At 68.9% G+C, this 24,069-nt stretch carries 20 protein-coding genes; 14 read left to right on the forward strand and 6 right to left on the reverse strand.

Features of this window, described 5'->3' with window-relative positions; genetic code table 11:
- The first annotated feature begins 67 nt into the window (after positions 1-67).
- The 4 genes from ACW11F_RS11715 to ACW11F_RS11730 are packed head-to-tail and all read left to right on the forward strand — an operon-like array spanning position 68 to position 2,069.
- Positions 68-271: a dodecin family protein gene (locus ACW11F_RS11715; RefSeq protein WP_456997124.1), complete on the forward strand. Its 204-nt coding sequence runs from the start codon at positions 68-70 to the stop codon at positions 269-271.
- A gap of 45 nt (positions 272-316) precedes the next feature.
- Positions 317-919, forward strand: coding sequence for a pyridoxamine 5'-phosphate oxidase (pdxH, locus tag ACW11F_RS11720; protein WP_456997125.1), 603 nt, complete (start codon positions 317-319; stop codon positions 917-919).
- Complete coding sequence (locus ACW11F_RS11725; protein ID WP_456997126.1) at positions 919-1,275, forward strand: hypothetical protein; 357 nt, start codon at positions 919-921, stop codon at positions 1,273-1,275. Before pdxH ends, ACW11F_RS11725 begins: the two co-directional genes overlap by 1 nt.
- Positions 1,272-2,069: an ABC transporter substrate-binding protein gene (locus ACW11F_RS11730; RefSeq protein ID WP_456997128.1), complete on the forward strand. Its 798-nt coding sequence runs from the start codon at positions 1,272-1,274 to the stop codon at positions 2,067-2,069. The genes ACW11F_RS11725 and ACW11F_RS11730 overlap by 4 nt, the downstream gene beginning before the upstream one ends.
- A 6-nt stretch (positions 2,070-2,075) precedes the next feature.
- On the opposite strand, the gene ACW11F_RS11735 is transcribed toward ACW11F_RS11730, so the two are convergent.
- Both ACW11F_RS11735 and proC read right to left on the reverse strand, forming a co-directional pair.
- A complete protein-coding gene (locus ACW11F_RS11735) occupies positions 2,076-2,564 on the reverse strand; it encodes a DUF4426 domain-containing protein (RefSeq protein WP_456997129.1) in 489 nt (162 codons plus the stop codon).
- 5 nt (positions 2,565-2,569) lie between these two features.
- A complete protein-coding gene (gene proC, locus ACW11F_RS11740; RefSeq protein WP_456997130.1) occupies positions 2,570-3,421 on the reverse strand; it encodes a pyrroline-5-carboxylate reductase in 852 nt (283 codons plus the stop codon).
- 141 nt (positions 3,422-3,562) lie between these two features.
- On the opposite strand from proC, the gene ACW11F_RS11745 reads away from it, so the two are divergent.
- The 6 genes from ACW11F_RS11745 to hrpA all read left to right on the forward strand — a co-directional run bounded on the left by ACW11F_RS11745 (position 3,563) and on the right by hrpA (position 11,916).
- On the forward strand, positions 3,563-4,600 hold the full coding sequence (locus ACW11F_RS11745) for a type IV pilus twitching motility protein PilT (protein ID WP_456997131.1): 1,038 nt from the start codon (positions 3,563-3,565) through the stop codon (positions 4,598-4,600).
- A gap of 40 nt (positions 4,601-4,640) precedes the next feature.
- Positions 4,641-5,777: a PilT/PilU family type 4a pilus ATPase gene (locus ACW11F_RS11750; protein WP_456997132.1), complete on the forward strand. Its 1,137-nt coding sequence runs from the start codon at positions 4,641-4,643 to the stop codon at positions 5,775-5,777.
- Between the two features lie 80 nt (positions 5,778-5,857).
- A complete protein-coding gene (locus ACW11F_RS11755) occupies positions 5,858-6,430 on the forward strand; it encodes a YqgE/AlgH family protein (RefSeq protein ID WP_456997133.1) in 573 nt (190 codons plus the stop codon).
- Between the two features lie 4 nt (positions 6,431-6,434).
- Positions 6,435-6,923 carry a Holliday junction resolvase RuvX gene (ruvX, locus tag ACW11F_RS11760; protein ID WP_456997134.1) on the forward strand — a complete coding sequence of 163 codons (489 nt, stop codon included), beginning with the start codon at positions 6,435-6,437 and terminating at the stop codon, positions 6,921-6,923.
- 1 nt (position 6,924) lies between these two features.
- Positions 6,925-7,836 (forward strand): aspartate carbamoyltransferase catalytic subunit, encoded by a 912-nt coding sequence (locus ACW11F_RS11765; protein WP_456997135.1) that lies wholly within the window; start codon positions 6,925-6,927, stop codon positions 7,834-7,836.
- Between the two features lie 48 nt (positions 7,837-7,884).
- Positions 7,885-11,916, forward strand: coding sequence for an ATP-dependent RNA helicase HrpA (gene hrpA / locus ACW11F_RS11770; protein ID WP_456997136.1), 4,032 nt, complete (start codon positions 7,885-7,887; stop codon positions 11,914-11,916).
- A gap of 30 nt (positions 11,917-11,946) precedes the next feature.
- On the opposite strand, the gene ACW11F_RS11775 is transcribed toward hrpA, so the two are convergent.
- On the reverse strand, positions 11,947-12,447 hold the full coding sequence (locus tag ACW11F_RS11775; protein WP_456997137.1) for a hypothetical protein: 501 nt from the start codon (positions 12,445-12,447) through the stop codon (positions 11,947-11,949).
- A 215-nt stretch (positions 12,448-12,662) separates the two neighbouring features.
- Between ACW11F_RS11775 and ACW11F_RS11780 the strand changes: the two genes are divergently transcribed.
- Positions 12,663-14,648 (forward strand): RelA/SpoT family protein, encoded by a 1,986-nt coding sequence (locus tag ACW11F_RS11780; RefSeq protein WP_456997245.1) that lies wholly within the window; start codon positions 12,663-12,665, stop codon positions 14,646-14,648.
- A 20-nt stretch (positions 14,649-14,668) separates the two neighbouring features.
- On the opposite strand, the gene ACW11F_RS11785 is transcribed toward ACW11F_RS11780, so the two are convergent.
- Positions 14,669-16,756 (reverse strand): glycosyltransferase, encoded by a 2,088-nt coding sequence (locus tag ACW11F_RS11785; RefSeq protein WP_456997138.1) that lies wholly within the window; start codon positions 16,754-16,756, stop codon positions 14,669-14,671.
- Positions 16,757-16,867: 111 nt separating this feature from the next.
- Between ACW11F_RS11785 and mrcB the strand changes: the two genes are divergently transcribed.
- The 3 genes from mrcB to tsaB are packed head-to-tail and all read left to right on the forward strand — an operon-like array spanning position 16,868 to position 22,096.
- On the forward strand, positions 16,868-19,342 hold the full coding sequence (mrcB, locus tag ACW11F_RS11790) for a penicillin-binding protein 1B (protein WP_456997139.1): 2,475 nt from the start codon (positions 16,868-16,870) through the stop codon (positions 19,340-19,342).
- Between the two features lie 29 nt (positions 19,343-19,371).
- Positions 19,372-21,360, forward strand: a complete 1,989-nt coding sequence (locus ACW11F_RS11795; RefSeq protein ID WP_456997140.1) for an ATP-dependent DNA helicase — start codon at positions 19,372-19,374, stop codon at positions 21,358-21,360.
- A gap of 31 nt (positions 21,361-21,391) precedes the next feature.
- Positions 21,392-22,096 carry a tRNA (adenosine(37)-N6)-threonylcarbamoyltransferase complex dimerization subunit type 1 TsaB gene (gene tsaB, locus ACW11F_RS11800; protein ID WP_456997141.1) on the forward strand — a complete coding sequence of 235 codons (705 nt, stop codon included), beginning with the start codon at positions 21,392-21,394 and terminating at the stop codon, positions 22,094-22,096.
- A gap of 10 nt (positions 22,097-22,106) precedes the next feature.
- Here tsaB and ACW11F_RS11805 read toward each other — a convergent pair whose 3' ends face one another.
- Both ACW11F_RS11805 and gshB read right to left on the reverse strand, forming a co-directional pair.
- On the reverse strand, positions 22,107-22,994 hold the full coding sequence (locus tag ACW11F_RS11805) for an energy transducer TonB family protein (RefSeq protein WP_456997142.1): 888 nt from the start codon (positions 22,992-22,994) through the stop codon (positions 22,107-22,109).
- Complete coding sequence (gene gshB / locus ACW11F_RS11810; RefSeq protein ID WP_456997143.1) at positions 22,991-23,953, reverse strand: glutathione synthase; 963 nt, start codon at positions 23,951-23,953, stop codon at positions 22,991-22,993. Before gshB ends, ACW11F_RS11805 begins: the two co-directional genes overlap by 4 nt.
- Between the last annotated feature and the right edge of the window lie 116 nt (positions 23,954-24,069).

Raw genomic sequence — 24,069 nt, forward strand, 5'->3', positions numbered from 1 at the left:
CGTGGCCTCCGGCAGCATGGACGCGCGGCGCATTGCCGCGTTCATCCCGATTGATAAGGAGCAACTCATGTCTGTCGCCAAGGTCATCGAACTCAATGCCGCATCCGCCACCAGCATGGAAGATGCCGTCAAGCACGGCCTTGCCAAGGCATCGGAGACGGTGAAGAACATCCAGGGTGCCTGGGTCAACGAAATCAAGGTGGTGACCAATGCCGATGGCAGCGTCAAGGAGTGGCGGGTCAACCTGCGCATCACCTTCATCGTCGAGTAAGCCGCGGCGGGTGCGCGCAGCGGCGTCAGCGGCGACAATGCCGGCATGGATACCGACCCGCTGCTGCAGCACGCCATCGACACCTTTGCCGGCCTCTTCGCCGAGGCCCGCGAGCGTGAGACCGAAGCCACCGGGATGACCCTGGCCACCGCCGATGCCGCCGGACGCCCGGCAGCGCGGATCGTGCTGCTCAAGGAGTTCGATACACGCGGCTTCGTGTTCTACAGCCATACCGACGGACGCAAGGGCGCCGAGCTGGCAGCCAATCCGCAGGCGGCGCTGCTGTTCTGGTGGCCGCATCTGGGCGAGGCCGGAGTCGAGGTGCGCATCGAGGGTGACGTCGAGCGCGTCAGCGATGCCGAAGCCGATGCTTATTTCGCCAGCCGCCCGCGCCTGAGCCAGATCGGTGCCTGGGCATCCGAGCAGTCGCGCACGCTCGAGGCGCGCGAGGTGTTCGAGCAGCGCATCGCCCATTTCGAGCGCGAGTTCGAGGGACGTGAGGTGCCACGGCCCGCCGACTGGTCCGGCACCCGCGTGCGGCCGCGCGCGATCGAGTTCTGGTACGGCGCACGCTTCCGCCTGCACCAGCGCGAGCTGTACGAGCGCGGCGCGGACGGCATCTGGTCACGCCGCATGCTGTATCCGTGATGCGCCTGGTGCCGGTCTATCGGGTCAGCGTATGCGTGCCTGCGGCGCAGGCCGCGGCATTGCGTGCGGCCATTCTGGCTGCCGACCGCCTCGAGGCGGGTGGTTACAGCGAGGGCCTGTGGTGGATGCCGCAGGTGGTCGAACAGTTCCGTGCCTCGGAAACGGCGCAAGCGGCGCACGGCGCGCCCGGCGAATTGCAGCAGGTCGACAGCGTGCGCATCGAGTTCATGCTGCCGCGCGAGGAAGCACGCCTGCGACGCATCCTCGAGCAAGGCGTGTTCCCCCACCATCCATGGCGGGTGCCGGCGGTGTTCGTCGATGAAACCCGGCTCGCGCTTGCCGGAGACGCGGCATGAACGGGCCGCGGCGCATCGTCTGCCTCACCGAGGAGCCGACCGAAACCCTGTACGCGCTGGGCGAGGAGGCGCGCATCGTCGGTATTTCCGGGTTTACCGTGCGCCCGCCGCGCGCGCGTCGGGAAAAGCCCAAGGTCAGTGCCTTCACCTCGGCCAAGATCGACCGGATCCTCGCCCTCAAGCCGGACATGGCGATCGGGTTTTCCGACATCCAGGCCGACATCGCCGCCGAGCTGGTGCGCAACGGGGTGGAGGTGTGGATCGCCAATCACCGCAGTGTCGCCGGCATCCTCGACTACATCCGTCGCTTGGGTGCCTTGGTCGGCGCCGCCGCGCGTGCCGAAGACCATGCCGATGAGCTGCAGCGCGGACTGGAGGCGATCGCCGCATCCGCGGCGGCCTTGCCGCGTCGGCCACGGGTGTATTTCGAAGAGTGGGACGACCCGCCGATCACCGGCATCCGCTGGGTCAGCGAGCTGATCACGATCGCCGGTGGCGACGACATTTTCCCCGAGCGCGCCGCCGAGCCACTGGCGCGCCAGCGCATCCTCGAAGACGCGGACGAGGTCGTGCGCCGCGCTCCGGACATCATCTTCGGCTCATGGTGCGGCAAGAAGTTCCGGCCGGACAAGGTCGCCGCGCGGCCGGGCTGGGGTGCGGTGCCGGCGGTGCGCGACGGCTGGCTGCATGAAATCAAGTCGCCATTGATCCTGCAGCCGGGCCCTGCCGCACTGACCGAGGGCGTGCAAGCCTTGCACCGCCTGATCGCGGCCTGGGCCAAGGCGCCGCGCTGATCCGGCTCAGCGCTTGGGCAATTCGCGGCTGAAACGCATTTCCGCGCGCGCCGTGCCGTGGCGGGCATCGATTTCCACGCGCAGGGTCTGCGGTGCCCGTGCGCGCACCACGCCGATCAGATCGGTGAAGCCTTCGACCTCGACCGCGCGCAGTTCGATCGGCTGCGGTGTCTCGGCGAGCCCACCGGCGCGTGCTTCGAGCTGCAGGCCGGCGGTATCGACCGCATCGCCCTGTGCATCACGTGGCGAGAGCAGCAACAGCCACGAGGCGTCATCGCGTTCGATGCGATAGCGCGTGGCCATCGCCGCGCCCAGATCACTGCTGCGCACCAGGCGTGCCTGCAGGCGGATGCCGCCAAGGCTGGCCTCGGCGGCCTGGCCCGGCGCATTGGCCGTGACGGCCGCTGCCGGCTGCGGTGCCGGCGTGCGCTGGCAGGCGGCCAGCAGCGCGATCAGGCCGAGGCTGGCAAGGCATGTGAGGCGAGAACGCTGCATGCGATTCACTCCTGGCTTGCGGCGAGTTCCGCCCCGCGGCGGCGCGCGGCGGCGACCGCGCGCGCGACGATCTGGCGGAAACCGTCGGCCTCGAAACTTTCGATCGCCGCCTGGGTGGTGCCATTGGGCGAGGTCACCCGGCGTCGCAGTTCGGCCGCGGGCGTGTCGTCATGCGTCAGCATGCGTGCCGCGCCGAGCAGCGTATGCACGGTCAGCGTGCGCGCGGCTTCAGCCTCCAGGCCTTCGGCCTCGCCTGCGGCCTGCAGCGCTTCGGCGAGTAGGAACACGTAGGCCGGGCCGCTGCCGGAAACCGCGGTCACTGCATCCATCAGCGCTTCGTCATCGATCCACACGGTTTCACCGGCACTGGCGAGCAGGGCGTCGGCGATCGCGCAGCCGGCTGCATCGACCCGTGCATTGGCGTGCATGCCGGTGACCCCGGCGCCGAGCAGGGCCGGGGTGTTGGGCATGCAGCGCACCACCGCGATGTCGCCACCCAGCCAGCGCTCGATCTGGGCACTGGTGATGCCGGCGGCGATCGATACCACCAGCGGGCGCTGCCGCTGCGCGAGCGGGGCGAGCGTGGTGCAGACCTCGTGCAGCACCTGCGGTTTGACCGCCAGCACCCAGGTCGCCGCATCGAGGGCCGCGGCCCCGGCCTCGGCGAATACCTGCACGCCGAAGTCCGCGTGCAGGGCGTGGCGCAATTCCTCGACCGGCTCGGCGACGCGAACCATGGAAGGTGCCGCGCCACTGGTCACCAGGCCGCCGACCAGGCTGCGCGCCATGTTGCCGCCGCCGATGAAGGCAGTGACGGGCAGTGCATGGGGGGGTGTATCGTTGGCTGGTGACATCATCGGCCTCGCTGTGTCGGGGCAGGGCAGTATCGATCAGGCAGGGCGCCGGCAACGCGCGTGTGCCAAAATCGGGCGATATGGGTATTCTGCCCGTTGCCGCCGCGGGGAGCCGGCATTTCGCCAAGGGGACACCAAGCCAAGATGGATATCGCTGAACTGCTGGCCTTTTCGGTCAAGAACAAGGCGTCCGACCTGCACCTGTCGGCCGGCCTGCCGCCGATGATCCGCGTCGATGGTGACGTGCGCCGCATCAATATTCCGCCGCTGGAACACAAGACCGTGCATGCGCTGATCTACGACATCATGTCGGACAAGCAGCGGCGCGATTTCGAGGAGTTTCTGGAAACCGACTTCTCGTTCGAGATCCCGGGCCTGGCGCGCTTCCGCGTCAACGCCTTCAACCAGAACCGCGGCGCCGGCGCGGTGTTCCGCACCATTCCCTCGGAAGTGTTGACGCTGGACCAGCTCGGCTGTCCGCCGATCTTCCGCGACCTGATCAACCAGCCGCAGGGCCTGATTCTGGTCACCGGGCCGACCGGTTCGGGCAAGTCGACCACGCTGGCGGCGATGCTCGACCACATCAACAAGAACGAATACGGCCACATCCTCTCGGTCGAGGACCCGATCGAATTCGTGCACACCTCGCAGAAGTGCCTGATCAACCAGCGCGAGGTGCACCGCGACACGCATGGCTTCAATGAGGCGCTGCGCTCGGCGCTGCGCGAGGATCCCGACTACATCCTGGTCGGCGAGTTGCGCGACCTGGAAACCATCCGTCTGGCTCTGACTGCGGCCGAAACCGGGCACCTGGTGTTCGGCACCTTGCACACCAGTTCCGCGGCCAAGACCATCGACCGCATCATCGACGTGTTTCCCGCCGGCGAGAAGCCGATGGTGCGCTCGATGCTGTCCGAATCGCTGCGCGCGGTGATTGCGCAGGCGCTGCTGAAGAAGGTCGGCGGCGGACGTACCGCCGCTTGGGAAATCATGGTCGGCATCCCGGCCATCCGCAACCTGATCCGCGAGGACAAGGTGGCGCAGATGTATTCGGCGATCCAGACCGGTCAGCAGCACGGCATGATGACCCTGGACCAGCACCTGCAGGAACTGGTCGCGCGCAGCATGGTGACGCGCCAGCAGGCGCGCGAGTATGCCAAGGACAAGCGTCTGTTCGAATGACCCGCGTCAGTCGCGGTCCCGCCCGCCTGGAGTTTTCCCGATGACCACGCCCACCGAATTCACCTCGTTGCTCAAGCTGATGGCCGCCCAGCGCGCCTCGGACTTGTTCATCACCGCCGGCATGCCGCCTTCGCTCAAGGTCGACGGCAAGATCACCCCGGTCACCGAGGAGGCATTGACCTCGCAGCAGAGCCGCGACCTGGTGCTCTCGGTGATGACCCCGCCGCAGCGCGAGGAGTTCGAAAAGACCCACGAGTGCAACTTCGCGATCGGCCTGGCCGGCGTCGGCCGCTTCCGCGTCTCGGCGTTCTACCAGCGCAACCAGGTGGGCATGGTGCTGCGCCGGATCGAAACGCGCATCCCCGATTTCGAAGAGCTCAACCTGCCGCCGATCCTCAAGCAGCTGTCGATGACCAAGCGCGGCATCATCATCTTCGTCGGCGGCACCGGCACCGGTAAGACCACCTCGCTGGCGGCGATGATCGGCTACCGCAACCGCAATTCGACCGGTCACATCATCACCATCGAGGACCCGATCGAATTCGTGCATCGCCACGAGGGCTGCATCGTCACCCAGCGCGAGGTCGGGGTGGACACCGACAGCTGGGAAAACGCGCTGAAGAACACCCTGCGCCAGGCGCCGGACGTGATCATGATCGGCGAGGTGCGCACCCGCGAAGGCATGGACCATGCCATCGCCTTCGCCGAAACCGGCCACCTGGTGCTGTGCACGCTGCACGCCAACAACGCCAACCAGGCGATGGACCGCATCATCAACTTCTTCCCCGAAGACCGCCGCAGCCAGTTGCTGATGGACCTCTCGCTCAACCTCAAGGGCGTGGTCGCGCAGCAGCTGATCCCGCGTGCCGACGGCAAGGGTCGCCGCGTGGCGCTGGAGATCCTGCTCGGTACGCCGCTGGTGCAGGACTACATCCGCGACGGCGAGATCCACAAGCTGAAGGAAGTGATGAAGGAATCCACCCAGTTGGGCATGAAGACCTTCGACCAGAGCCTGTTCGAGCTGTACATGGCCGGCGAGATCAGCTACGAGGATGCGCTGCGCCATGCCGACTCGGCCAACGAGGTGCGGCTCAAGATCAAGCTGGCGCAAAGCGGCGATGCGCGCACCCTGGCCCAGGGCATGGAAGGGGTCGAAGTGGCCGAAGCCAAGCCCTGAGTCGCACGCGATCCCATGCCTGCGGGCACGGGCACGTCCTGCCGCAGGGGCCGGATGGCGGACGGCGCTACAATCGGGGCATGTCCGATTCCGCCTCCGCCCTCTCGCAGCAGCTGCTGATCGCGCTGCCGAGCCTGTCCGATCCCAATTTCTCCCGCACCGTCACCCTGATCTGCCAGCACGACGACAACGGAGCGATGGGCATCGTGATCAATCGCGCCTCGGAATACAGCATCGGCCAACTGCTTTCGCAGCTCGAGATCGACATCACGAACAGCGCGACCGAACTGCTGGAGCGCCCGGTGCTGGCCGGCGGCCCGGTGCATGCCGAGCGCGGCTTCGTGCTGCACGATGGCGACAAGGCCTGGGATTCGAGCATCCGCCTGCCCAACGGGTTTGCCCTGACCACCTCGCGCGACGTGCTCGAAGCGCTGGCGGCCGGGCAGGGGCCGGAACGCGCGTTGGTCGCGTTGGGGTGTGCCGGCTGGGGCGCCGGACAGCTGGAGCAGGAAATCGCCGAAAACAGCTGGATGACCGCACCCGCCGATGGCGAGTTGCTGTTCAACCTGCCGCTGGAGCAGCGCTGGATGGCCGCGGCGGGCAAGATCGGGGTCAATCTGATGCAGATGACCCATTACAGCGGCCGGGCCTGACCCCATGCGCGCCGATGCCACGGTGCTGGCCTTCGATGTCGGCGCGCGGCGTACCGGCGTGGCCGTCGGCAGCCGCATCGGCGGCGCGGCGCGCCCGCTGGCCGTGCTGGACATGCGCGAAGGGGAGCCCGATTGGCAGCAGGTGGAGCGCCTGCGCCGTGAATGGCTGCCCGGCGGCTTCGTCGTCGGCGATCCGCTCACCCTCGAGGGCGAAGGCCAGCCCGCGCAGCGACGGGCGCACGCGTTCGCGCGTGCACTGGCCGCACGCTTCGGCCTGCCGGTGATGCTGGTCGACGAGCGCAGCAGCAGCATCGAAGCCGCGCAGCGCTTCGCGCATGAGCGCGCCGAAGGCCAGCGTCGCCGCCGCGATGCCGAGCTGCTGGATGCGATGGCCGCCGCGGTGATCCTCGAACGCTGGCTGGCCGCGCCCGAGGGCGCGATCATGCTGGCCGATGTGGCCGCTGACACCGATGTACGCACGAGCGGAGCCTGACATGCGCCGACACCTGCTGTCCCTGGATGAACTCGACCGCGCGCGGATGCTGGCGCTGCTGGATCGCGCCGCGCAACTGGCCGGGGGTGCCGACCCGGGGCGGCCGCTGGCCGGACGCGCGGTGTGCACGCTGTTTTTCGAGCCCTCCACGCGCACCCGCCTCAGCTTCCAGCGCGCGGCGCAGCGCCTCGGGGCGGACGTGCTCGGCTTCGAGGCGGCCACTTCATCCACGACCAAGGGCGAAAGCGCACGCGACACGCTGAAGAACATCGAGGCGATGGGCGTCGAAGCGTTCGTCGTGCGTGCGCGCGAGGAAGGCGCGGTGGCGGCGCTGGCGGCCGAGGCCGGGCCCGGCACCGCGCTGATCAATGCCGGCGATGGCCGTCATCAGCATCCCACCCAGGGCCTGCTCGACATGCTCACCATCCGCCAGGCCAAAGGCGATGACTTCAGCCGGCTCAGCGTGGCGATCGTCGGCGACATCCGCCATTCCCGCGTGGCGCGCAGCGACATCACCGCATTGCGCACGCTCGGCGTGGGCGAACTGCGCGCCTGCGCCCCCGAAGCCCTGCTGCCCGATGACGGCAGCCTGGCCGGCTGCGAAGTCGCTCAGGATCTGGATCGCGCGCTCGCCGACGTTGATGTGGTGATGACCCTGCGTCTGCAGCGCGAGCGCATGCAGGACGGCCTGGTGCCCTCGCTGGAGGACTACCACCGTGATTTCGGCATCACCGCGGCACGCCTGTCCAAGGCACGGCCCGATGCCATCGTGATGCATCCGGGCCCGCTGAACCGCGGCGTGGAGATCAGCGACGACGTGGCCGATGGCGCGCAATCGCGCATCCTGCGCCAGGTCGCCAACGGCGTCGCCGTGCGCATGGCGGTGCTGGAGCGCGCCTTCGGCCTGGATTGAACCCCGGCGCGGGATTGCCTGCCGCGCTTTCGCCCCCATTTCCTGCGCATGCCTGCTTCGCCCGCCAACGAGCTTCGCAAGGCCCGGCGCGCCATCGACGACGCGTTGACGCGGGATCGTGGCCGCCTGCTCGGCTTGTGGTCGAAGTGGAAGGCGAGGCCCGCGGACGATGAACGGCGCAAGGCCTTCGCCAGCCGCCTGCAGGCCTCGCTCGAGCAGCGCCAGGCGCGTGCCGCGCAGTTGCCGCAGGCGCGCATCAATGCGGATCTGCCGATCGCCGAACATGCCGATGCGCTGGTCGAACTGATCCGCCGGCACCAGGTGGTGGTGGTCGCCGGGGAAACCGGCAGCGGCAAGACCACGCAGTTGCCGAAGCTGTGCCTGATGGCCGGTCGCGGGCAGGCCGGGATGATCGGCTGCACCCAGCCACGACGCATCGCCGCGCGTTCGGTGGCGCGGCGCGTGGCCGAGGAGCTTGAAGTGCCACTGGGCGCGACGGTCGGCTTCCAGGTGCGCTTCAACGAGCAGGTTGGCGAGCGCACCGCGATCAAGTTCATGACCGACGGCATCCTGCTCGCCGAGATCCAGTCCGATCGCTGGCTGTCGCGCTACGACACGCTGATCATCGACGAGGCGCACGAGCGCAGCCTCAACATCGATTTCCTGCTCGGTTATCTCAAGCAACTGCTGCCACGCCGCCCGGATCTCAAGCTGATCGTGACCTCGGCCACCATCGACACCGGGCGTTTCGCCGAACACTTCGACAACGCGCCGGTGGTCACGGTGGAAGGGCGCACCTATCCGGTCGAGGTGCGTTGGCGGCCGCTCGAAGGTGAGGGCGAAGAGGGCGGCGAGCGCAGCGTGCTGGAGGGCATCGTCGCCGCCTGCGACGAGATCACCCGCGAGAATCCCCTGGGTGACACCTTGGTGTTCCTGCCCGGCGAGCGCGAAATCCGTGATGCGCACCAAGCGCTGGAGCGGCGCCGCTACCGGCATACCGAGGTGGTGCCCTTGTACGCGCGGTTGTCGGCGCGCGATCAGGACAAGGTGTTCCGGCCCGGCACCCGGCGCCGCATCGTGCTCGCCACCAACGTGGCGGAAACGTCGCTGACGGTGCCGCGCATCCGCTACGTGGTCGATCCCGGGCTGGCGCGGGTCAAGCGCTACAGCCCGCGGCAGAAGCTGGACCGGCTGCATGTGGAAGCGGTGTCGCAGGCCAGTGCCGAGCAGCGCAAGGGGCGCTGCGGGCGGGTGGCCGATGGCGTGTGCATCCGCCTGTACGCGGAGGTCGACTTCCAGGCGCGCGCGGCCTTCACCGACCCCGAAATCCGCCGCTCGGCGCTGGCCGGGGTGATCCTGCGCATGCTTGCGATCGGCCTCGGCGAAATCGAGAAGTTCCCGTTTCTGGAGCCGCCCGATCCACGCGCCATCGCCGACGGCTGGCAGCAACTGGCCGAGCTTGGCGCGATCGACGAGAACCGCCGGCTCACCGCGATCGGCCGCCAGATGGCACGCCTGACGGTGGACGTGAAGCTCTCGCGCATGCTGATCGCCGCACAGCAGCACGGCGTGCTGCACGAAATGCTCGCCATTGCCAGCTTCCTCGGGGTGCAGGATCCGCGCGAGCGGCCCGCCGAGGCGCGCGCCGCCGCCGACGCGGCGCATGCCGCGTTCGCCGATGCCAAGTCCGAGTTCATCGGCATCTGGAAGCTGTGGCATGCCTTCCGCCTCGCGCATGAGCGGCTGAGCCAGTCGCAGTTGCGCAAATGGGCGGAAAAACACTTCCTCGGCTTCCTGCGCCTGCGTGAATGGCGTGAGCTGCACCGCCAGCTCAAGCTGCAGTGCGAAGACCTGGGCTGGGCGAGTGGGCCGGTTCGCGACCCCGCGGCGGGTGCGACCGGCCGCCGGCAACGCACGGCCGAGGCTGATGGTTCGCACCTGCACGTGCGTGATCCGGTTGCCCAGCCGGATGCAGGCGATGTCGCACCGCATGTCGATTACGCGCGCCTGCACCGCGCGCTGATCGCCGGGTTGCCGACGCAGGTCGGGCATCAGGTTGAACGTGGCATCTACCAAAGTGCGCGAGGGCGCCGCTTCCAGTTGTTCCCGGCCTCGCCACTGGCGCGCAAGCCGCCGCCGTGGGTGTTGTCGGCGACCCTGCTCGATACCGAGAAGGTATGGGCGATCACCAATGCCGCGATCGACCCGGAATGGGTGATCAGCGAAGTGCCGCACCTGCTCGCGCGGCGGCAGCACGATCCGCGCTGGTCGCGCGCGCAGGGCCGGGTGCTGGGCAGCGAACAGGTGAGTCTGTTCGGTCTGGTGCTGGCACCGAAGAAGCCGGTGCATTACGCGGTGCTGCATCCCGCCGAAGCACGCGAGATTTTCGTGCGCGATGCGTTGGTGAGCGGCGAGATCAATACCCGCTGCGCGTTTCTCGCGCGCAATCTGAAGACGCTGGCAGCGGCCAGGGAGGAAGAAGCCAAGCTGCGCCGCGCCGGTCTGGTGGTGGACGAGGAGTGGCAGGCGCAGTGGTATCTCGACCGCCTGCCTGCGCATGTGCACAACGCGCGCGCACTGGATGCCTGGTTCAAGGGGCTGCCGCCACCGCAGCAGGCGGCGCTGGAATGGCGCCGCGAGGATTTGCTGGTGGTCGAGGAAACCGACGCCGCGCGCTTCCCGCCGTGGCTGGCGCTGGGTGATGCGCGGTTGGCGGTGCGTTATCGCTTCGAGCCGGGTGCCGCCGACGACGGCATGAGCCTGGTGCTGCCCTTGCACTTGCTCAATGCCGTGGACGAGGCGCGCTTGTCGTGGCTGGCACCGGGATTCGTTGCCGACAAGGCTGCCGCGCTGATCCGCGCACTGCCCAAGGCCCTGCGCCGCAATTTCGTGCCGGCACCGGACTTCGCGCGTGCATTCGCCGAGGCCCACCCCGGGCCCGAGGCCGATGCCATGGAAGCGGTGCTGGCGCGTTTCCTGCAGCGCTTGAGCGGAGTCGAGGTGAGCGCGCTCGACTTCGCCGATGCCGACATCGAGCCGCATTTCCGCATGCTGCTGCAATTGCAGGACGAGACGGGACGCCACGTGCTCGCCACCTCGCGCGATCTTGCGCGGTTGCAGGCGCGCTTCGGCGCGCGTGCGCAGCGCGCCTTCGCCGCACGCGCCGGCAGCGGCATGGCGAAGGCGGGCCTGCTCGAATTTCCCGCCGGACCGATCCCGCTCGAGCTGCGCGGCGAAGGCGGGATCCCGGCATTTCCCGCCTTGCATGACGAGGGTGATTCGGTGTCGTTGCATGTGCATGCGCAGCGCGAAGTCGCCGCACGCGCGCATCCGTCCGGAGTGCGGCGCCTGCTGCGTCTGGCGCTGGCGGACAGGTTCAAGCAGGCGCGCCGGCAATTGCCGGTGCAGGCGCGGGTCGCCCTGCTGCATGCGGCCATCGAACAGCCGCCCTCCGCGTTGCAGCGCCTGCGCCAACCCAGGGCGGCCGATGCCAACGACCTGCGCGAGGACCTGGTCGAAGGTGCGTTCGTCGCCCTGGCCGGAGATGAGGCATTGCGTGAAGTACGCGACCGCGAGGGATTCGATGCCCTGGTCGAGAGCGTGGGCAAACATCTGTTCGCCGAGGCGATGCGACGGCTGCAGCAGGCCGAAACCATCCTCGAGCGGGTCGCCGAGGTGCGTGCCGGGTTGCAGTCGGAACTGATGGGTTGGGCCAGCGGCAACCTCGACGACATGCAGGCCCATCTGGGGACGCTGGTCTATCCGGGTTTCCTGCGCACGGTGGATGCCGGGATGCTGGCGGAGTATCCGCGCTGGCTGCGTGCCTTGGCGTTGCGTGCCGAGCGTGCGCAACGTGACCCGGCCAAGGACCAGGCGCGCATGCTCGAACTCAAGCCCTTCGTCGACGCGCTGGCCGATGCAGGTGATGACCACGCCGCCGGCGCGTTGCGTCGCGACCTCGAGGAATTGCGCGTGGCGACCTACGCCCAGGAACTGGGCGCCAAGGGCGGAGTGTCGGCGAAAAAACTCGCCACGCGCATTGCGCAATGGCAGGCCGCGCGTGATGCGCTGAAAGACTGAGCACGCGCCGCATGGCTGCGCGCCGGCGGCTTACTTGATGCGCTTGACCTTGGCGTTGACCGCACGCCCGTCCACGCGCATGTACCAAGCACTGCCGATCAGGCTGGGCTTGAGCTGCACACTGGGATTGTCGAGCCTGACGCCGTACATCGTGGTGTCGTCGATCTGCTCCCACACCTGGCCGTTGTCCAGGGTGTAGCGCTTGCCGCGGCCAAAGCCTTCGAAGCGGCCCTGCAGGCGGGCTTCGAATGCGGTACCGCCACCGCCGAACAGTGAACCGCCACGCGCGGAGCGGGTGGTTTCTTCACGGCGTGCTTCGGCCACCGCTTTCTGCGATTCCGCGGCCACGGTACGGCCGAGCCAGGCGTTCAGCCGGGCAAGTTCCGCCGGCGAGAGCTTGTCCAGGCCCGCGGCCTTGAACTCCTCGGCGCTCATCTGCTGTTCGATCGGCATGCGCGCCTCGTCCTGTTGCGCCAGGGCGGGCAGGCTGAGTGCGGCAATCAGTGGAAGTGCGAGCATCGACAGGCGCATGGGGCTTCCAATCGCAGGATGTGGCGGTAGTGTAGCGATATCGGTTCGCCGTGGTGCGACCCTCTTCCCTCACCGATTTGTCTGCCCCGTCCTCCATCGCCGAACTGCTGCAAACGCCCGCCGCGACGGCCATTGACGTCGAACTGCGCGAGTGGCTGCAGCGCGTGTTGCCGGCCACGCTGGCCCCGGTCGTGGTGCGCGAGGCGGGTGCGGCGATGCAACAGCTGGCCGCGCTCAACGCCGATGGCCAGATGCTGGCGGCCGTGCTGCTGGATGTCGCCGGCGGGGTATCGGCGCTGCCGCCCGGGGAGGTGCCTGCGCCGGGCATCCGCGACCTGCTCGAAGGGTTGGATGCCGAAACCCAGGTCAGCGCCCTGCACGCCGAACAGGACGGGCGCGGCAATCCCGAGGGCCTGCGTCGCCTGTTGCTGGCGATGAGTCGCGACCTGCGTGTGGTGCCGGTGCTGCTGGTGCGCCACCTGTTGCGTCTGCGCACCGCCGCCAACGCCGAGGGCACGACGACACAGGCCACTCGATTGGCGCGCCTGACCCGTGACATCCACGCGCCATTGGCCAACCGGCTCGGCATCTGGCAGCTGAAATGGGAGCTGGAGGATCTCGCCTTCCGCGTGCTCGAACCCGAGGCCTACCGGCGCATCGCGCGCCTGCTGGACGATACCCGCGCCGGCCGCGAGCGTTACATCGACATCGTCAAGCGCGAGCTGGAACGCGCACTGGGCGTACAGGGCATCAAGGCCGACATCGCCGGGCGCCCCAAGCACCTGTACAGCATCTGGCGCAAGATGCAGCGCAAGAACCTGCCCTTCGAAGGGCTGCACGACCTGCGTGCGGTGCGCGTGCTGGTCGAGGACACCGCCGAGTGCTATGCCGTGCTTGGCCTGGTGCACGCGCTGTGGATGCCGGTGCCCGGCGAATTCGATGATTACATCGCGCGGCCCAAGGCCAATGACTACCGCTCCCTGCATACCTGCGTGGTCGGCCCCGAGGGCAAGGTGGTCGAGGTGCAGATCCGTACCCGCGAAATGCATGAGCATGCGGAAATGGGCGTCGCCGCGCACTGGCGCTACAAGGAAGGCGGTGCCGGCGATGCCGCACTGGAGCGCAAGGTGGCGTGGATGCGGCGCCTGCTCGATGCCGCGAGCGAGGAGGGGGATGCCGCACTGCGCGACGACCTCGACCAGGAGCTGGTCGAGGACCGTGTCTATGCACTGACACCGAAGGGGCAGGTGATCGATCTGCCGGCCGGTGCCACGCCGCTGGATTTTGCCTACCGCGTGCATACCGATATCGGCCACCGCTGTCGCGGGGCCAAGGTAGACGGGCGCATCGTGCCGCTGGATCACAAGCTGGCCACCGGCGAACGGGTCGAGGTGCTGGTCGGCAAACATGACGAGCCGCGCCGTGACTGGTTGCTGCCGGGCAACCGCTTCCTCGCCAGTGCGCGCGCGCGGGAGAAGGTGCGGGTCTGGTTCCGTCGTCTCGACCGCGAACGCAACCAGCAGGCCGGGCGCGAGATCATCGAGCGTGAACTCAAGCGCATGGGCTTGGCCGACGCCGATCTGGCGCCGGCCCTGACGCAGTTCCAGCTGGCCGATGTCGGCGAGCTGCAGATCAAGGTGGCACTGGGCGAGATCGGGCCGACCCAGGTGGTGCGTGCGCTGAACGAAGCGCGCCGGGCCGGGCAGCCGGCGGAGGAAGCGCTGCCGCAGGCGCCGGCACCACGCAGAACGCGAGCACCAACCGGAGTCAGCGTGGCCGGCGTGGACAATCTGCTGGTGCACATCGCGCGTTGCTGCCAGCCGTTGCCGGGCGAGGCGGTGGCCGGCTACCTCACCCGCAGCCGTGGACTGTCGCTGCATCGCGCCAATTGCGCCGCGCTAAAACGCATGGCCGCCGCCGATCCCGAGCGCCTGTTGCCGGTGGATTGGGGCGATGCCGCGGCGCGGCAACAGGTGCAAATCCGCATCGACGCGCTGGATCGCAAGGGCATGCTGCGCGACCTCAGCAACCTGATCGCGCAGGAAAACATCATGGTCAGTTCGATCCGCGCCGATGGCGTGGCGCGCGACGGCCTGCAACGGGTGCTGGTCGGCGTCGAGGTGCGCGACTTCGAACAGTTGTCACAGCTGCTGGCCAAGCTCGACGGCCTGCCCGGGGTGCACGAGGCGCGTCGCGCCTGAGGCGCGGATGGCGCGCGGCATCACTCCGTGTCCTTGTCCCGGTCAAGCATGCGGCGCACGGTTCCGCGCGCGGCATCGGCGGAAAAATGGCGGCGGATGTTCTCGCGGCCGTTGTCGGCGAGTCGCTGCCACAGCTCTTGATCGCGGTACAGGGTGATGACTGCGTCGGCAAAGGCACCGGCATCTTCGGCCACCAGCACGTCATGGCCGTGGGTCAGGTACATGCCTTCGGCGGCGCAGGCGGTGGCCACCACCGGCTGGCCATGCGCCATGCTCAGGTTGATCTTGCCCTTGACCCCGGCGCCGAAGCGCAGCGGGGCCACCGCCACGCGTGCGCCATCCATCCACGGGTCGATGTCGGGAACGTAGCCAAGCACGCGAATGCCATCGCGGCCATCCAGCGCACGAATCGCATCCGGCGGCTGCATGCCGACCACGTCGAAATGCACATCGCCCAGCGTCGCGCGCACCGCGGGCCAGATTTCTGCGGCGAACCACAGCACGGCATCCACGTTGGGTGGATGGCGGAAGCCGCCAACGAACACCACGTCGCGGCGTTCGGCGAACGGCTTGCCGCCGTCGGCCAGCTCGTGCAGGTTGGACAACACCGCCACGCGCGCGTCGGGGGCATCGGTCCTCAGCAGTGCCTGCTCGGCCGGGCTGACCACCAGAGTCAGGTCGCTGGCGGCGATCACCGCCAGTTCGCGCCGACGAGTGCGCGCCGCCCGGCGTCGTGCCGCACGGTCAGCCCCGAGTTCGGCTTCGCGGCCTTCGCGCAGGTAATGCAGGTCCACGCTGTCGAACACCACGCGCGCCTGCGGTGCATGGCGGCGCACCAACGGCAGCAGCTCGCTGGCGACGAAATGGCGCGAGAGGATGACCAGGTCCAGTTCGGCGCCATGCGCCTTGAACCACGCCGGCCATGAACGCAGGAACGGCGCATGCCAAGCTTCGACGCCGCTGCGCTGCAGCGCCCGCGTGTAAGGACCCGCGTGGCGGCGGTCGAGTGCCGCGAATTGCACCTCGGCGCCCTCTTCCAGCAACAGCCCGAGCAGGCCGCGCATGCGCAACGAAGCGGAGTCGCGGTCCGGCGTCGGCGTGGTCGCATCCACCACCAGAACCCTGGGCGGGCGCGGCCTGCCAGCGCGCGCGTGCAGCACGTCGTGCCAGCGCTGGCGGAACTTTTCGCGGTTGACCGGCTGCCAGGCCTTGCTGCCCCGTGTGGTGTCGGTGCCGCCGGTGGTGCCTTCCCAGTGCACGACGCGCGCGGCGGGCTGCACCAGTACCTGAAGGTCGCGGGCGCGCACGCGCATCGCCAGGTCGCTGTCTTCGTAATACGCCGGGCGGTAATGCGTATCGAAGCCTTGCAGTGCCTCGAACAGCGTGCGTGGCAGTGCGATCGCGGCACCGGAGCAGTAGTCCACCTCGCGCAGCGCGGCATGCCGCGGGTCATCCGGATGCGCGAAGCGGCCGAGGTTTTCCGCGCTGCCATCGGCGGCCAGCGCGGCGCCCGACTCCTGCAGGCGGCCGTCCGGGTACAGCAGTTGTGCCCCCACCAACCCGGCCTGCGGGCGCTGTTCGAAGGTGTCGATCAGGGCATCGAGCCAGCCCGGCTGCGGTGCGGTGTCGTTGTTGAGGAATACCAGGAAGCGCCCGCGCGCAGCGCTTGCACCGTCGTTGCAGGCATCGATGAAGCCGCCATTCTCGGCGCGGCGCAGCAGACGCAGGCCTGCCACCCGGGCCAGCTCATCGGCGCTGCCATCGGCGGATGCGTCATCGACCACGATCACTTCACAAGCGTGCGCGGGCGGGTGTTCGGCCAGCGCGTTCAGGCAGCGCAAGGTATGCGGCAGTTGCCCGAAGACCGGGATGATGATGCTGGCCACGGGCTCGGCCGCGGCCGGCAGCGTGCCAACACCGCCCACGTCCGCGGGTGTCCCGGGCAGGTACAGCGGCTGGTGCAGGCTGGGCGCGAGGACGCCGAAATGCATGGTCACGCGTTGCCAGGTGGCCTTCCAGCCGCGTGCGCGCAGGCTGGCGAGGCCGCGCCGGAGCAGGCCCCAGCATTGGCGGACGCGATACAGCAGGCTGTCGTGCAGGAAGGACATCAACGGAACGGGGCCTGACGGCGCTGCGCGCGCATGGATGGAGGAGGGAAGGGGTGAGCTAGACTCGCCGACTGGACATTCTCTCACTACGCGCCGGTACCGGTGCAGCGCATGAGCCGATACGACTACGACGATCCCGACTTCGACGAAGACGACCATGAGCGGGATGCCGGACCGGGCTGGCGGCGACGCCTGCTGGTGGCACTGCTGGCGCTGGCGGGCGTGGGCCTGGGTTTTCTCGCGCCCTACATGGTGTACCTGAACCACCAGGTCAGCGAACGCTTCGGCCAGTTGCAGTGGCAGTTGCCGACCCGGGTGTATGCGCGGCCGTTGCAGCTCGAGCCCGGCATCGCGATGAACGTCGCCACTCTGCGTACCGAGCTGGATGCGGCGGCCTACCGCGATGACGGCACTGGCGGCAAGCCGGGGACGTATGCGCACAAGGACGGTACCTTCACCATCTCCAGCCGCGGCTACCACGATGTCGAAGGGCGCATCGCGCCGTTGCGCATCGAGGTGCGCATTTCCGGTGGCAAGGTCGCCAGCCTGCGCGACATCGAGGGCAAGCGTGCGCTCAAGGCGGCACGGCTGGATCCGGCACGCATCGCCACGCTGTACGGACAGAACCAGGAGGAGCGTCGCCTGGTGCGGCTGGACGAAGTGCCGGAAAAGCTGGTCACCGGCTTGCAGGCGGTCGAGGACCGCGACTTCGCTCGCCACCACGGCATCGACATCAGCGGCATGGCGCGTGCCGCCTGGGTCAGCCTGCGCAGTCGCGGCAAGCGCTTGCAGGGTGGCAGCACGCTGACCCAGCAGGTGGCGCGCAGCGGTCTGCTCGGCATCGGCAACGAGGTCACGCCATCGCGCAAGTTCAATGAAATCCTGTATGCGCTGATCCTCGAGGCGCGCTACGACAAGCGCACCATCCTGGAAACCTATTTCAACCAGGTCTATTGGGGACAGCGCGGTTCGCAGGCGATCCATGGCGTGGCCGCGGCCTCGGAGTTCTGGTTCAACCGCCGCCTCGACGACCTCGACACCGAGCACATCGCGCTGCTGATCGCGATCGTCAACGGCCCCTCGTACTACGACGGGCGGCGCAACCCCGAGCGCGCGTTGCAGCGGCGCAACCTGGTGCTGGCGGAGATGCATGAAGCCGGCATCATCGACCAGCCCGAATACGAGCGCGCGCGCGCGGCGCCGCTTGGCGTCAGCGAACAGCCGGGCGTGGCCGCGCCCAACCGCTTCCCGGCGTTCGTCGACCTGGTGCGCCGCCAGCTGGTGCGCGACTACCCGGCCGGCTCGCTGCAAGGGGCGGGGCTGGCGGTGATGACCAGCATGTCGCCCTCGGCGCAGGGCTATGCCGAAGGTGCGGTGACGCGCACCATGAAGGCGTTGGGCGAACGGCGCAAGGTGGCGCTGGAGTCGGGTCTGATCCTGACCGACGTGCATACCGGCCAGGTGCTGGCCGCGGTCGGCAGCAAGGACTTCAGCAACCCCGGTTTCAACCGCGCGCTGGATGCGCAGCGCCCGGTCGGTTCCACCATCAAGCCCTTCGTCTACCTGCTGGCATTGGCTCAGCCGGGCAAGTGGTCGCTGGCCAGTTACCTCGATGATTCGCCGCTGGCCATCCGCCTGTCCAATGGCCAGCGCTGGTCGCCGGGCAACTCCGATGGCCGCAGCCATGGCACGGTGCGCCTGATCGATGCGCTGGCGCAGTCCTACAACCTCGCCACGGTGCGCGTGGGCATGGACGTGGGCCCGGAGCGCGTGGCCGAGCTGATGCGCACACTGGCCGGGGTCGAGGCGCAGAGCAATCCGTCGTTGCTGCTCGGCGCCACCGACCAGAGCCCCTACGCGATGGCGCAGCTGTACCAGTTCCTTGCCTCGGGCGGTCAGGTGCAACCGCTGCATGCGGTGCGCGGCGTGCTCGATGCCAGCGGCCATGCGCTGAACCGCTATGACAAGACGCCTGCGCCGGCGCAGCAGGGCGATGCCGTGGCCTCGCGCCTGGTCACCCTGGCATTGCAGCAGGCGGTGGCCTCGGGCACCGGCCGGCAACTGGTGGCTGATGGCCTCGGCCGGCTCAACGCGGCGGGCAAGACCGGCACCTCCAACGACAGCCGCGACAGCTGGTTTGCCGGCTGGACCGGCGATCATCTCGCCGTGGTCTGGGTCGGCAACGACCAGAACCAGCCGACCGGCCTGTATGGCGCGACCGGTGCGATGCGGGTCTGGTCCGGCATCTTCGCCAAGTTGCCCAGTCGCGCGCTGCAACCCGGCGACGATGGCCTGGACTGGCAGTGGGTGGTCGATGGCCACAGCAGCGATGCCAGCTGCCCGGGTGCGCGTCGCTTCGCCTTCGTCTCCGGCTATGCCCCGGCCTACCGGCCCTGCGTGATCGAGCCGGCGCCGACATACGACGAATTCGGCAACCCGCTGCAATCACCATCCGAGCCGGGTGCCGAACCCTCCACCGGGGTGAGTGGCTGGCGACGTTTCTTCGGGCTGGGCGAGCGCCAGCCACCGCGGGATCCGCCACCCCCGCCTGCGGCCGATCCGGCATCGCCCGTGCCCGAGCGATGAGCGTCGCCGGGCAGCCGGACGCTGCGTCGATGGACCTGGCCGCATGCAGCCGCGAGGCGCTCTCGGCCGGAGGCGCCTTGTCGAGCGTGGCCGGCTTCGTGCCGCGCGAGGCGCAGCAACATCTGGCCGAAGCAATCGCCGAAGCGATCAGCCAGCGCGGCGAACTGCTCGCCGAGGCCGGTACCGGCACCGGCAAGACCTACGCCTACCTGGTGCCGTCGCTGCTCTCAGGCCGGCGCACGATCATCAGCACCGGTACCCGCGCACTGCAGGATCAGCTCTTCCATCGCGACCTGCCACGGGTGCGTGAAGCGCTCGGCATCGGTCACCGCGCCGCCTTGCTCAAGGGGCGGGCCAACTACCTGTGCCATTACCGCCTGCAGCAGGCGCGCGCCGAGCCGCGCCAGAGCAGCCGGCAGCAGCTCGACCAGTTGCAGCGCATCGTGGCCTGGAGCGGGCGCACACGCTTCGGTGACCTGGCCGAACTGGACGACATGCCGGAGGATTCGCCGCTGTGGCCACAGGTGACTTCGACCAACGAAAACTGTCTTGGCAACGAATGCCCCTTCTGGAGTGAATGCTTCGTGGTGCAGGCGCGCGCACGCGCGCAGGCAGCGGACGTGGTGGTCGTCAACCATCACCTGCTGTTGGCCGATCTGGCACTGAAACAGGAGGGCTTCGGCGAGATCCTGCCTGGCGCGGAAAGCTTCATCATCGACGAGGCGCATCAGCTGCCCGAGCTGGCGGCGCAATTTTTCGGCGAGGGCCTCGGTGCGCGGCTGCTGGTGGATCTTGCGCGTGATGCGTTGCGCGAATCGCGCGAGGCAACCGGCGCGCTGGCGGCACTGCAGGCACCGATCGAGGGGCTGGAGCAGGCCACGCGCGGCCTGCGCCTGGCGATGGATCGTCTGCCGATCCGTGGCACCCGCAGCCAGGCGCTGCAGCTCGATTCCGTGCAGGCGGCCGTGGCCGGGCTTGAAGCCGCACTCGACGGGCTGATCCAGGCACTCGCCGCGTGGCGCGAGAGCGGCCCCGGCCTCGACGCCTGCCATGCGCGGGCGCTGGAAGCACGCGGGCGTCTCACACGCTGGTGCGAGGCCTGGAATGCGCCGTCCGATGCCGACGTCGAGCCGCTGGACGAGCGCAGCCCCGATCCCGGCAGCGACAACGTCTACTGGTACGAGCTGACGCCGCGCGGCTTCCGTCTGCAACGCACGCCGCTGGACGTGTCCGGTCCGCTGCGCCGGCATCGCGAGCATTCACGTGCGGCCTGGGTATTCACTTCGGCCACGCTGGCGGTCGGCGGCAGTTTCGCTCATGTCAGCCAGCGACTCGGCCTGTGGCAGCCGCCAAGCGTGCTCGAGCCCGGGCCATTCGACTGGGCACGACAAGCCCTGCTGTATCTGCCCAAGGCGATGCCCGAACCATCGGCGTTCGGCTACACCGCAGCGGTGATCGATGCCGTGTTGCCCGTTTTGCGGGCGTCGCAGGGCCGCGCCTTCCTGCTGTTCGCCTCGCACCGCGCGCTGCGCGAGGCCGCGGCCCTGCTGCGCGCGCACGACGACCTGCCGTGGCCGCTGTTCGTGCAGGGCGAGGCCCCGCGCGGGCAGCTGCTGGATGCCTTCCGTGCCTCCGGCAACGGCGTGCTGCTGGGCACTGCCAGCTTCCGCGAGGGCGTGGACGTGGCCGGCCCGGCCTTGTCGCTGGTGGTGATCGACAAGCTGCCGTTCGCCGCGCCGGACGACCCGGTGTTCCAGGCGCGTCTGGAGGCGGTGCGCCGCGACGGCGGCAATCCGTTCCGCGACGAGCAACTGCCGCAGGCGGTGATCGCGCTCAAGCAGGGCGCCGGGCGCCTGATCCGCACCATCGACGACCGCGGTGTCTTGGTGCTGTGCGATCCGCGCCTGCTCGGCAAAAGCTATGGCCGCACCTTCCTCGACTCCCTGCCACCGATGCCGCGCAGTCGCGAGCTGGGCGATGTGGAGGCCTTCTTCGCGGCGCAAAACACGGCATCCTGAGCGCCCGTCCTGCTTTGCGTACCCCCGACCGATGAACCTGCTCGCACTGGAAACCGCCACCGAAGCCTGCTCCGTCGCCCTGTGGTGTGATGGCGAGGTGCGCCAACGCTTCGAACTGGCCCCGCGCCGGCACGCCGAACTGGTGCTGCCCTGGGCCGAGGCGTTGCTGGCCGAAGCCGGCTTGTCGCGCAGCGCGCTCGATCTGATCGCGGTGGGGCGCGGACCGGGCGCGTTCACCGGCGTGCGCCTGGGGATCTCGCTGGCACAGGGCATCGCATTGGCGCTGGACATCCCGGTCGTCGCGGTATCCACCCTGGCCACGCTGGCGATGCGTGCGTCGGCGACGGACGGCCAGCGCGTGCTGGCGGCGATCGATGCGCGCATGGGCGAACTCTACTGGGCCGGTTTCGAGTTCGATGACGGCGCGCCGCGAGCGTTGCTGCGCGAGCGGATCACGGCGCCGGCGCAGGTACAGGTCGAGGGCATGGGCTGGCACGGTGTCGGCAGTGGTTTCGGCGCCGGCGAGGACGCGCTGGTTCGCCAGCTCGGGGCACAACTGGCAGCCGTGGATGCCGACGCGCTGCCGCAGGCTGCGGATCTCGCCCGGCTGGCGGTGCGCGCGCACGCCGCGGGGCTGGCACAGCCGGCCGACCGGATCGAGCCGGCCTATCTGCGCGACAACGTGGCGCTGACCCTGGCCGAGCAGGCCGCCGCGCGCGGCACGCCGGCGGAATGAGTGGTCTGCGCTACTGGTCGACGAACTCGCCGCCGGGCTTGAACGCCCAGGTGCGCACCACGTTGAGCACGTCGATGCCGTCCTCGGTGCGCGGCAACGGCGGATAGGGCTCGGCCAGCTTGGCGATGCGCAGTGCGGCCTGGTCGAGGATCGGTTGCTTGCTCGATACCAGCACCTGGGCCGACTCCACGCCGCCATCGCGGCGGATGCCGATGCTCACCACCACCTGTCCGGACAGGCCGCGCTGGCGTGCGGCTTCCGGGTAATTCAGGTTGCCGATGCGCTCGACGCGCTCGACCCAGCGTCGCAGGTATTCGGCATAGACGTATTCCTGGGTGCTGGCGGAGACGAACTTGCGCTTGGGGCGCTTGGCATAGCGTTCCGAATTGAGGTGGATCTCGGCGGCCAGGCGCGCCATCTCGGTGTCATGGGCGATCTTGGTCGGGCCCGGCGGCAGCGGCTCGTCCTCGGCCTGCGGCTGGTCGCGCGGCAACGGGATCGCGTCCTCGCCGTCCAGGCTGCGCACCACGCGCGCTTCCGGTACCGGCGCGGCCTCGGGGCTCTGTGCGCGCATCGGCAGTGGTGCGTCGCCGGTTTCCGGCAGCGGCAGGGGCCCGCTGACGTGCTCGCTCGGACGATTGGATTTTTCGTGCTCGCCGCTGCCCTGATTGCTGACCTGGGCCAGGAACTCGGCTTCCTTCGGCGTCAACGCGGTGCGCGTGCCGGACAGGATCACGTCCAGCATCGGCGCACCCGCGGGGGGCTGTTGCACCGCGAAGCCCACGCCCAGGATCAGCAGGGCATGCAACCCGCCCGACAGCACCAGGGTCGCGCCCAGCCGGTCACGTTCGCTCAGGCGCGCGGACGCGGGCAGGGCAGGGGTGGCGGTTTCGCTCATTGCGCCGCGTCATCCGCCATGCGTGCCTCGATCGCATCGAACAGACGCGCCGCGATGTTCAGGCCGAACTGGCGATCCAGCTCGCGCAGTCCGGTCGGGCTGGTCACGTTCAGCTCGGTCATCCACTCGCCGATGATGTCCAGCCCGACGAACAGCATGCCGCGGCGCTTCATCTCCGGGCCCACGCGCTCGGCGATCCAACGATCGCGGGCCGACAACGGACGCCCCTCGCCACGTCCGCCGGCGGCGAGGTTGCCGCGGAACTCGTCACCCTGCGGGATGCGCGCCAGGACGAACTCGACCGGCTTGCCGTCGATCAGCAACAGGCGTTTGTCGCCATCCACGATCTCCGGCAGGTAGCGCTGCGCCATGGCCAGGTGGCGGCCGCCACGGGTCAGGGTTTCCAGGATCACGTTCAGGTTGGCATCACCAGCCGAGGCGCGGAAGATCGAATGCCCGCCCATGCCGTCCAGCGGCTTGAGCACGGCCTCGCCATGGGCCTGCACGAAGGCCTTGAGCGCGGCGTCGTCACGGCTGACCAAGGTCGGCGGGCAGCATTCGGGGAACAGCAGCGCCGCCAGCTTTTCGTTGTAGTCGCGCAGGCCGCGCGGGTCGTTGACCACCAGTGCGCCCTGCAGACGGGCGAAATCGAGCAACTGGCTGTCGTGCAGGTAATCGGCATCGACCGGCGGGTCGCTGCGCATCAGCACCGCCTGGCCCGGGCCGAAGTCGCGCGCTTCGAATTCACCCAGGCTGAACCAGTCAGACATGTCGTCACGCACCTGCAGGCTGGCCATGGCGGCGCCGGCATGGCCCTCGCGCAGATGCAGGCTGCCCGGACGCACGTAGTGCAGGCGATGCCCGCGTCGCTGTGCCTCCAGCAGCATGGCGAACGTGGTGTCCTTGGCGGGATTGATGCGGGCGATGGGGTCCATCACCACCACGACGTCGATCGGCATCGGCAGGCCTGAGCAGGGAATGGCGCGATGTTAGCAGCGCGCGCGACGTTAGCAGAGCGGATCGGCCGCCGAGCAGGACCGGACTCACAAATATGCGTGCTGGTCGCTGTTTGGCT

The organism is Luteimonas sp. e5, assembly GCF_054031035.1.

Excerpts from the sequence above, each read along its gene's own strand:
- ACW11F_RS11715 (WP_456997124.1), top strand. The coding sequence starts at position 68 with ATGTCTGTCGCCAAGGTCATCGAACTCAATGCCGCATCCGCCACCAGC.
- pdxH (WP_456997125.1), top strand. The coding sequence starts at position 317 with ATGGATACCGACCCGCTGCTGCAGCACGCCATCGACACCTTTGCCGGC.
- ACW11F_RS11725 (WP_456997126.1), top strand. The coding sequence starts at position 919 with ATGCGCCTGGTGCCGGTCTATCGGGTCAGCGTATGCGTGCCTGCGGCG.
- ACW11F_RS11730 (WP_456997128.1), top strand. The coding sequence starts at position 1,272 with ATGAACGGGCCGCGGCGCATCGTCTGCCTCACCGAGGAGCCGACCGAA.
- ACW11F_RS11735 (WP_456997129.1), bottom strand. The coding sequence starts at position 2,564 with ATGCAGCGTTCTCGCCTCACATGCCTTGCCAGCCTCGGCCTGATCGCG.
- proC (WP_456997130.1), bottom strand. The coding sequence starts at position 3,421 with ATGATGTCACCAGCCAACGATACACCCCCCCATGCACTGCCCGTCACT.
- ACW11F_RS11745 (WP_456997131.1), top strand. The coding sequence starts at position 3,563 with ATGGATATCGCTGAACTGCTGGCCTTTTCGGTCAAGAACAAGGCGTCC.
- ACW11F_RS11750 (WP_456997132.1), top strand. The coding sequence starts at position 4,641 with ATGACCACGCCCACCGAATTCACCTCGTTGCTCAAGCTGATGGCCGCC.
- ACW11F_RS11755 (WP_456997133.1), top strand. The coding sequence starts at position 5,858 with ATGTCCGATTCCGCCTCCGCCCTCTCGCAGCAGCTGCTGATCGCGCTG.
- ruvX (WP_456997134.1), top strand. The coding sequence starts at position 6,435 with ATGCGCGCCGATGCCACGGTGCTGGCCTTCGATGTCGGCGCGCGGCGT.
- ACW11F_RS11765 (WP_456997135.1), top strand. The coding sequence starts at position 6,925 with ATGCGCCGACACCTGCTGTCCCTGGATGAACTCGACCGCGCGCGGATG.
- hrpA (WP_456997136.1), top strand. The coding sequence starts at position 7,885 with ATGCCTGCTTCGCCCGCCAACGAGCTTCGCAAGGCCCGGCGCGCCATC.
- ACW11F_RS11775 (WP_456997137.1), bottom strand. The coding sequence starts at position 12,447 with ATGCGCCTGTCGATGCTCGCACTTCCACTGATTGCCGCACTCAGCCTG.
- ACW11F_RS11780 (WP_456997245.1), top strand. The coding sequence starts at position 12,663 with ATGCAACAGCTGGCCGCGCTCAACGCCGATGGCCAGATGCTGGCGGCC.
- ACW11F_RS11785 (WP_456997138.1), bottom strand. The coding sequence starts at position 16,756 with ATGTCCTTCCTGCACGACAGCCTGCTGTATCGCGTCCGCCAATGCTGG.
- mrcB (WP_456997139.1), top strand. The coding sequence starts at position 16,868 with ATGAGCCGATACGACTACGACGATCCCGACTTCGACGAAGACGACCAT.
- ACW11F_RS11795 (WP_456997140.1), top strand. The coding sequence starts at position 19,372 with ATGGACCTGGCCGCATGCAGCCGCGAGGCGCTCTCGGCCGGAGGCGCC.
- tsaB (WP_456997141.1), top strand. The coding sequence starts at position 21,392 with ATGAACCTGCTCGCACTGGAAACCGCCACCGAAGCCTGCTCCGTCGCC.
- ACW11F_RS11805 (WP_456997142.1), bottom strand. The coding sequence starts at position 22,994 with ATGAGCGAAACCGCCACCCCTGCCCTGCCCGCGTCCGCGCGCCTGAGC.
- gshB (WP_456997143.1), bottom strand. The coding sequence starts at position 23,953 with ATGCCGATCGACGTCGTGGTGGTGATGGACCCCATCGCCCGCATCAAT.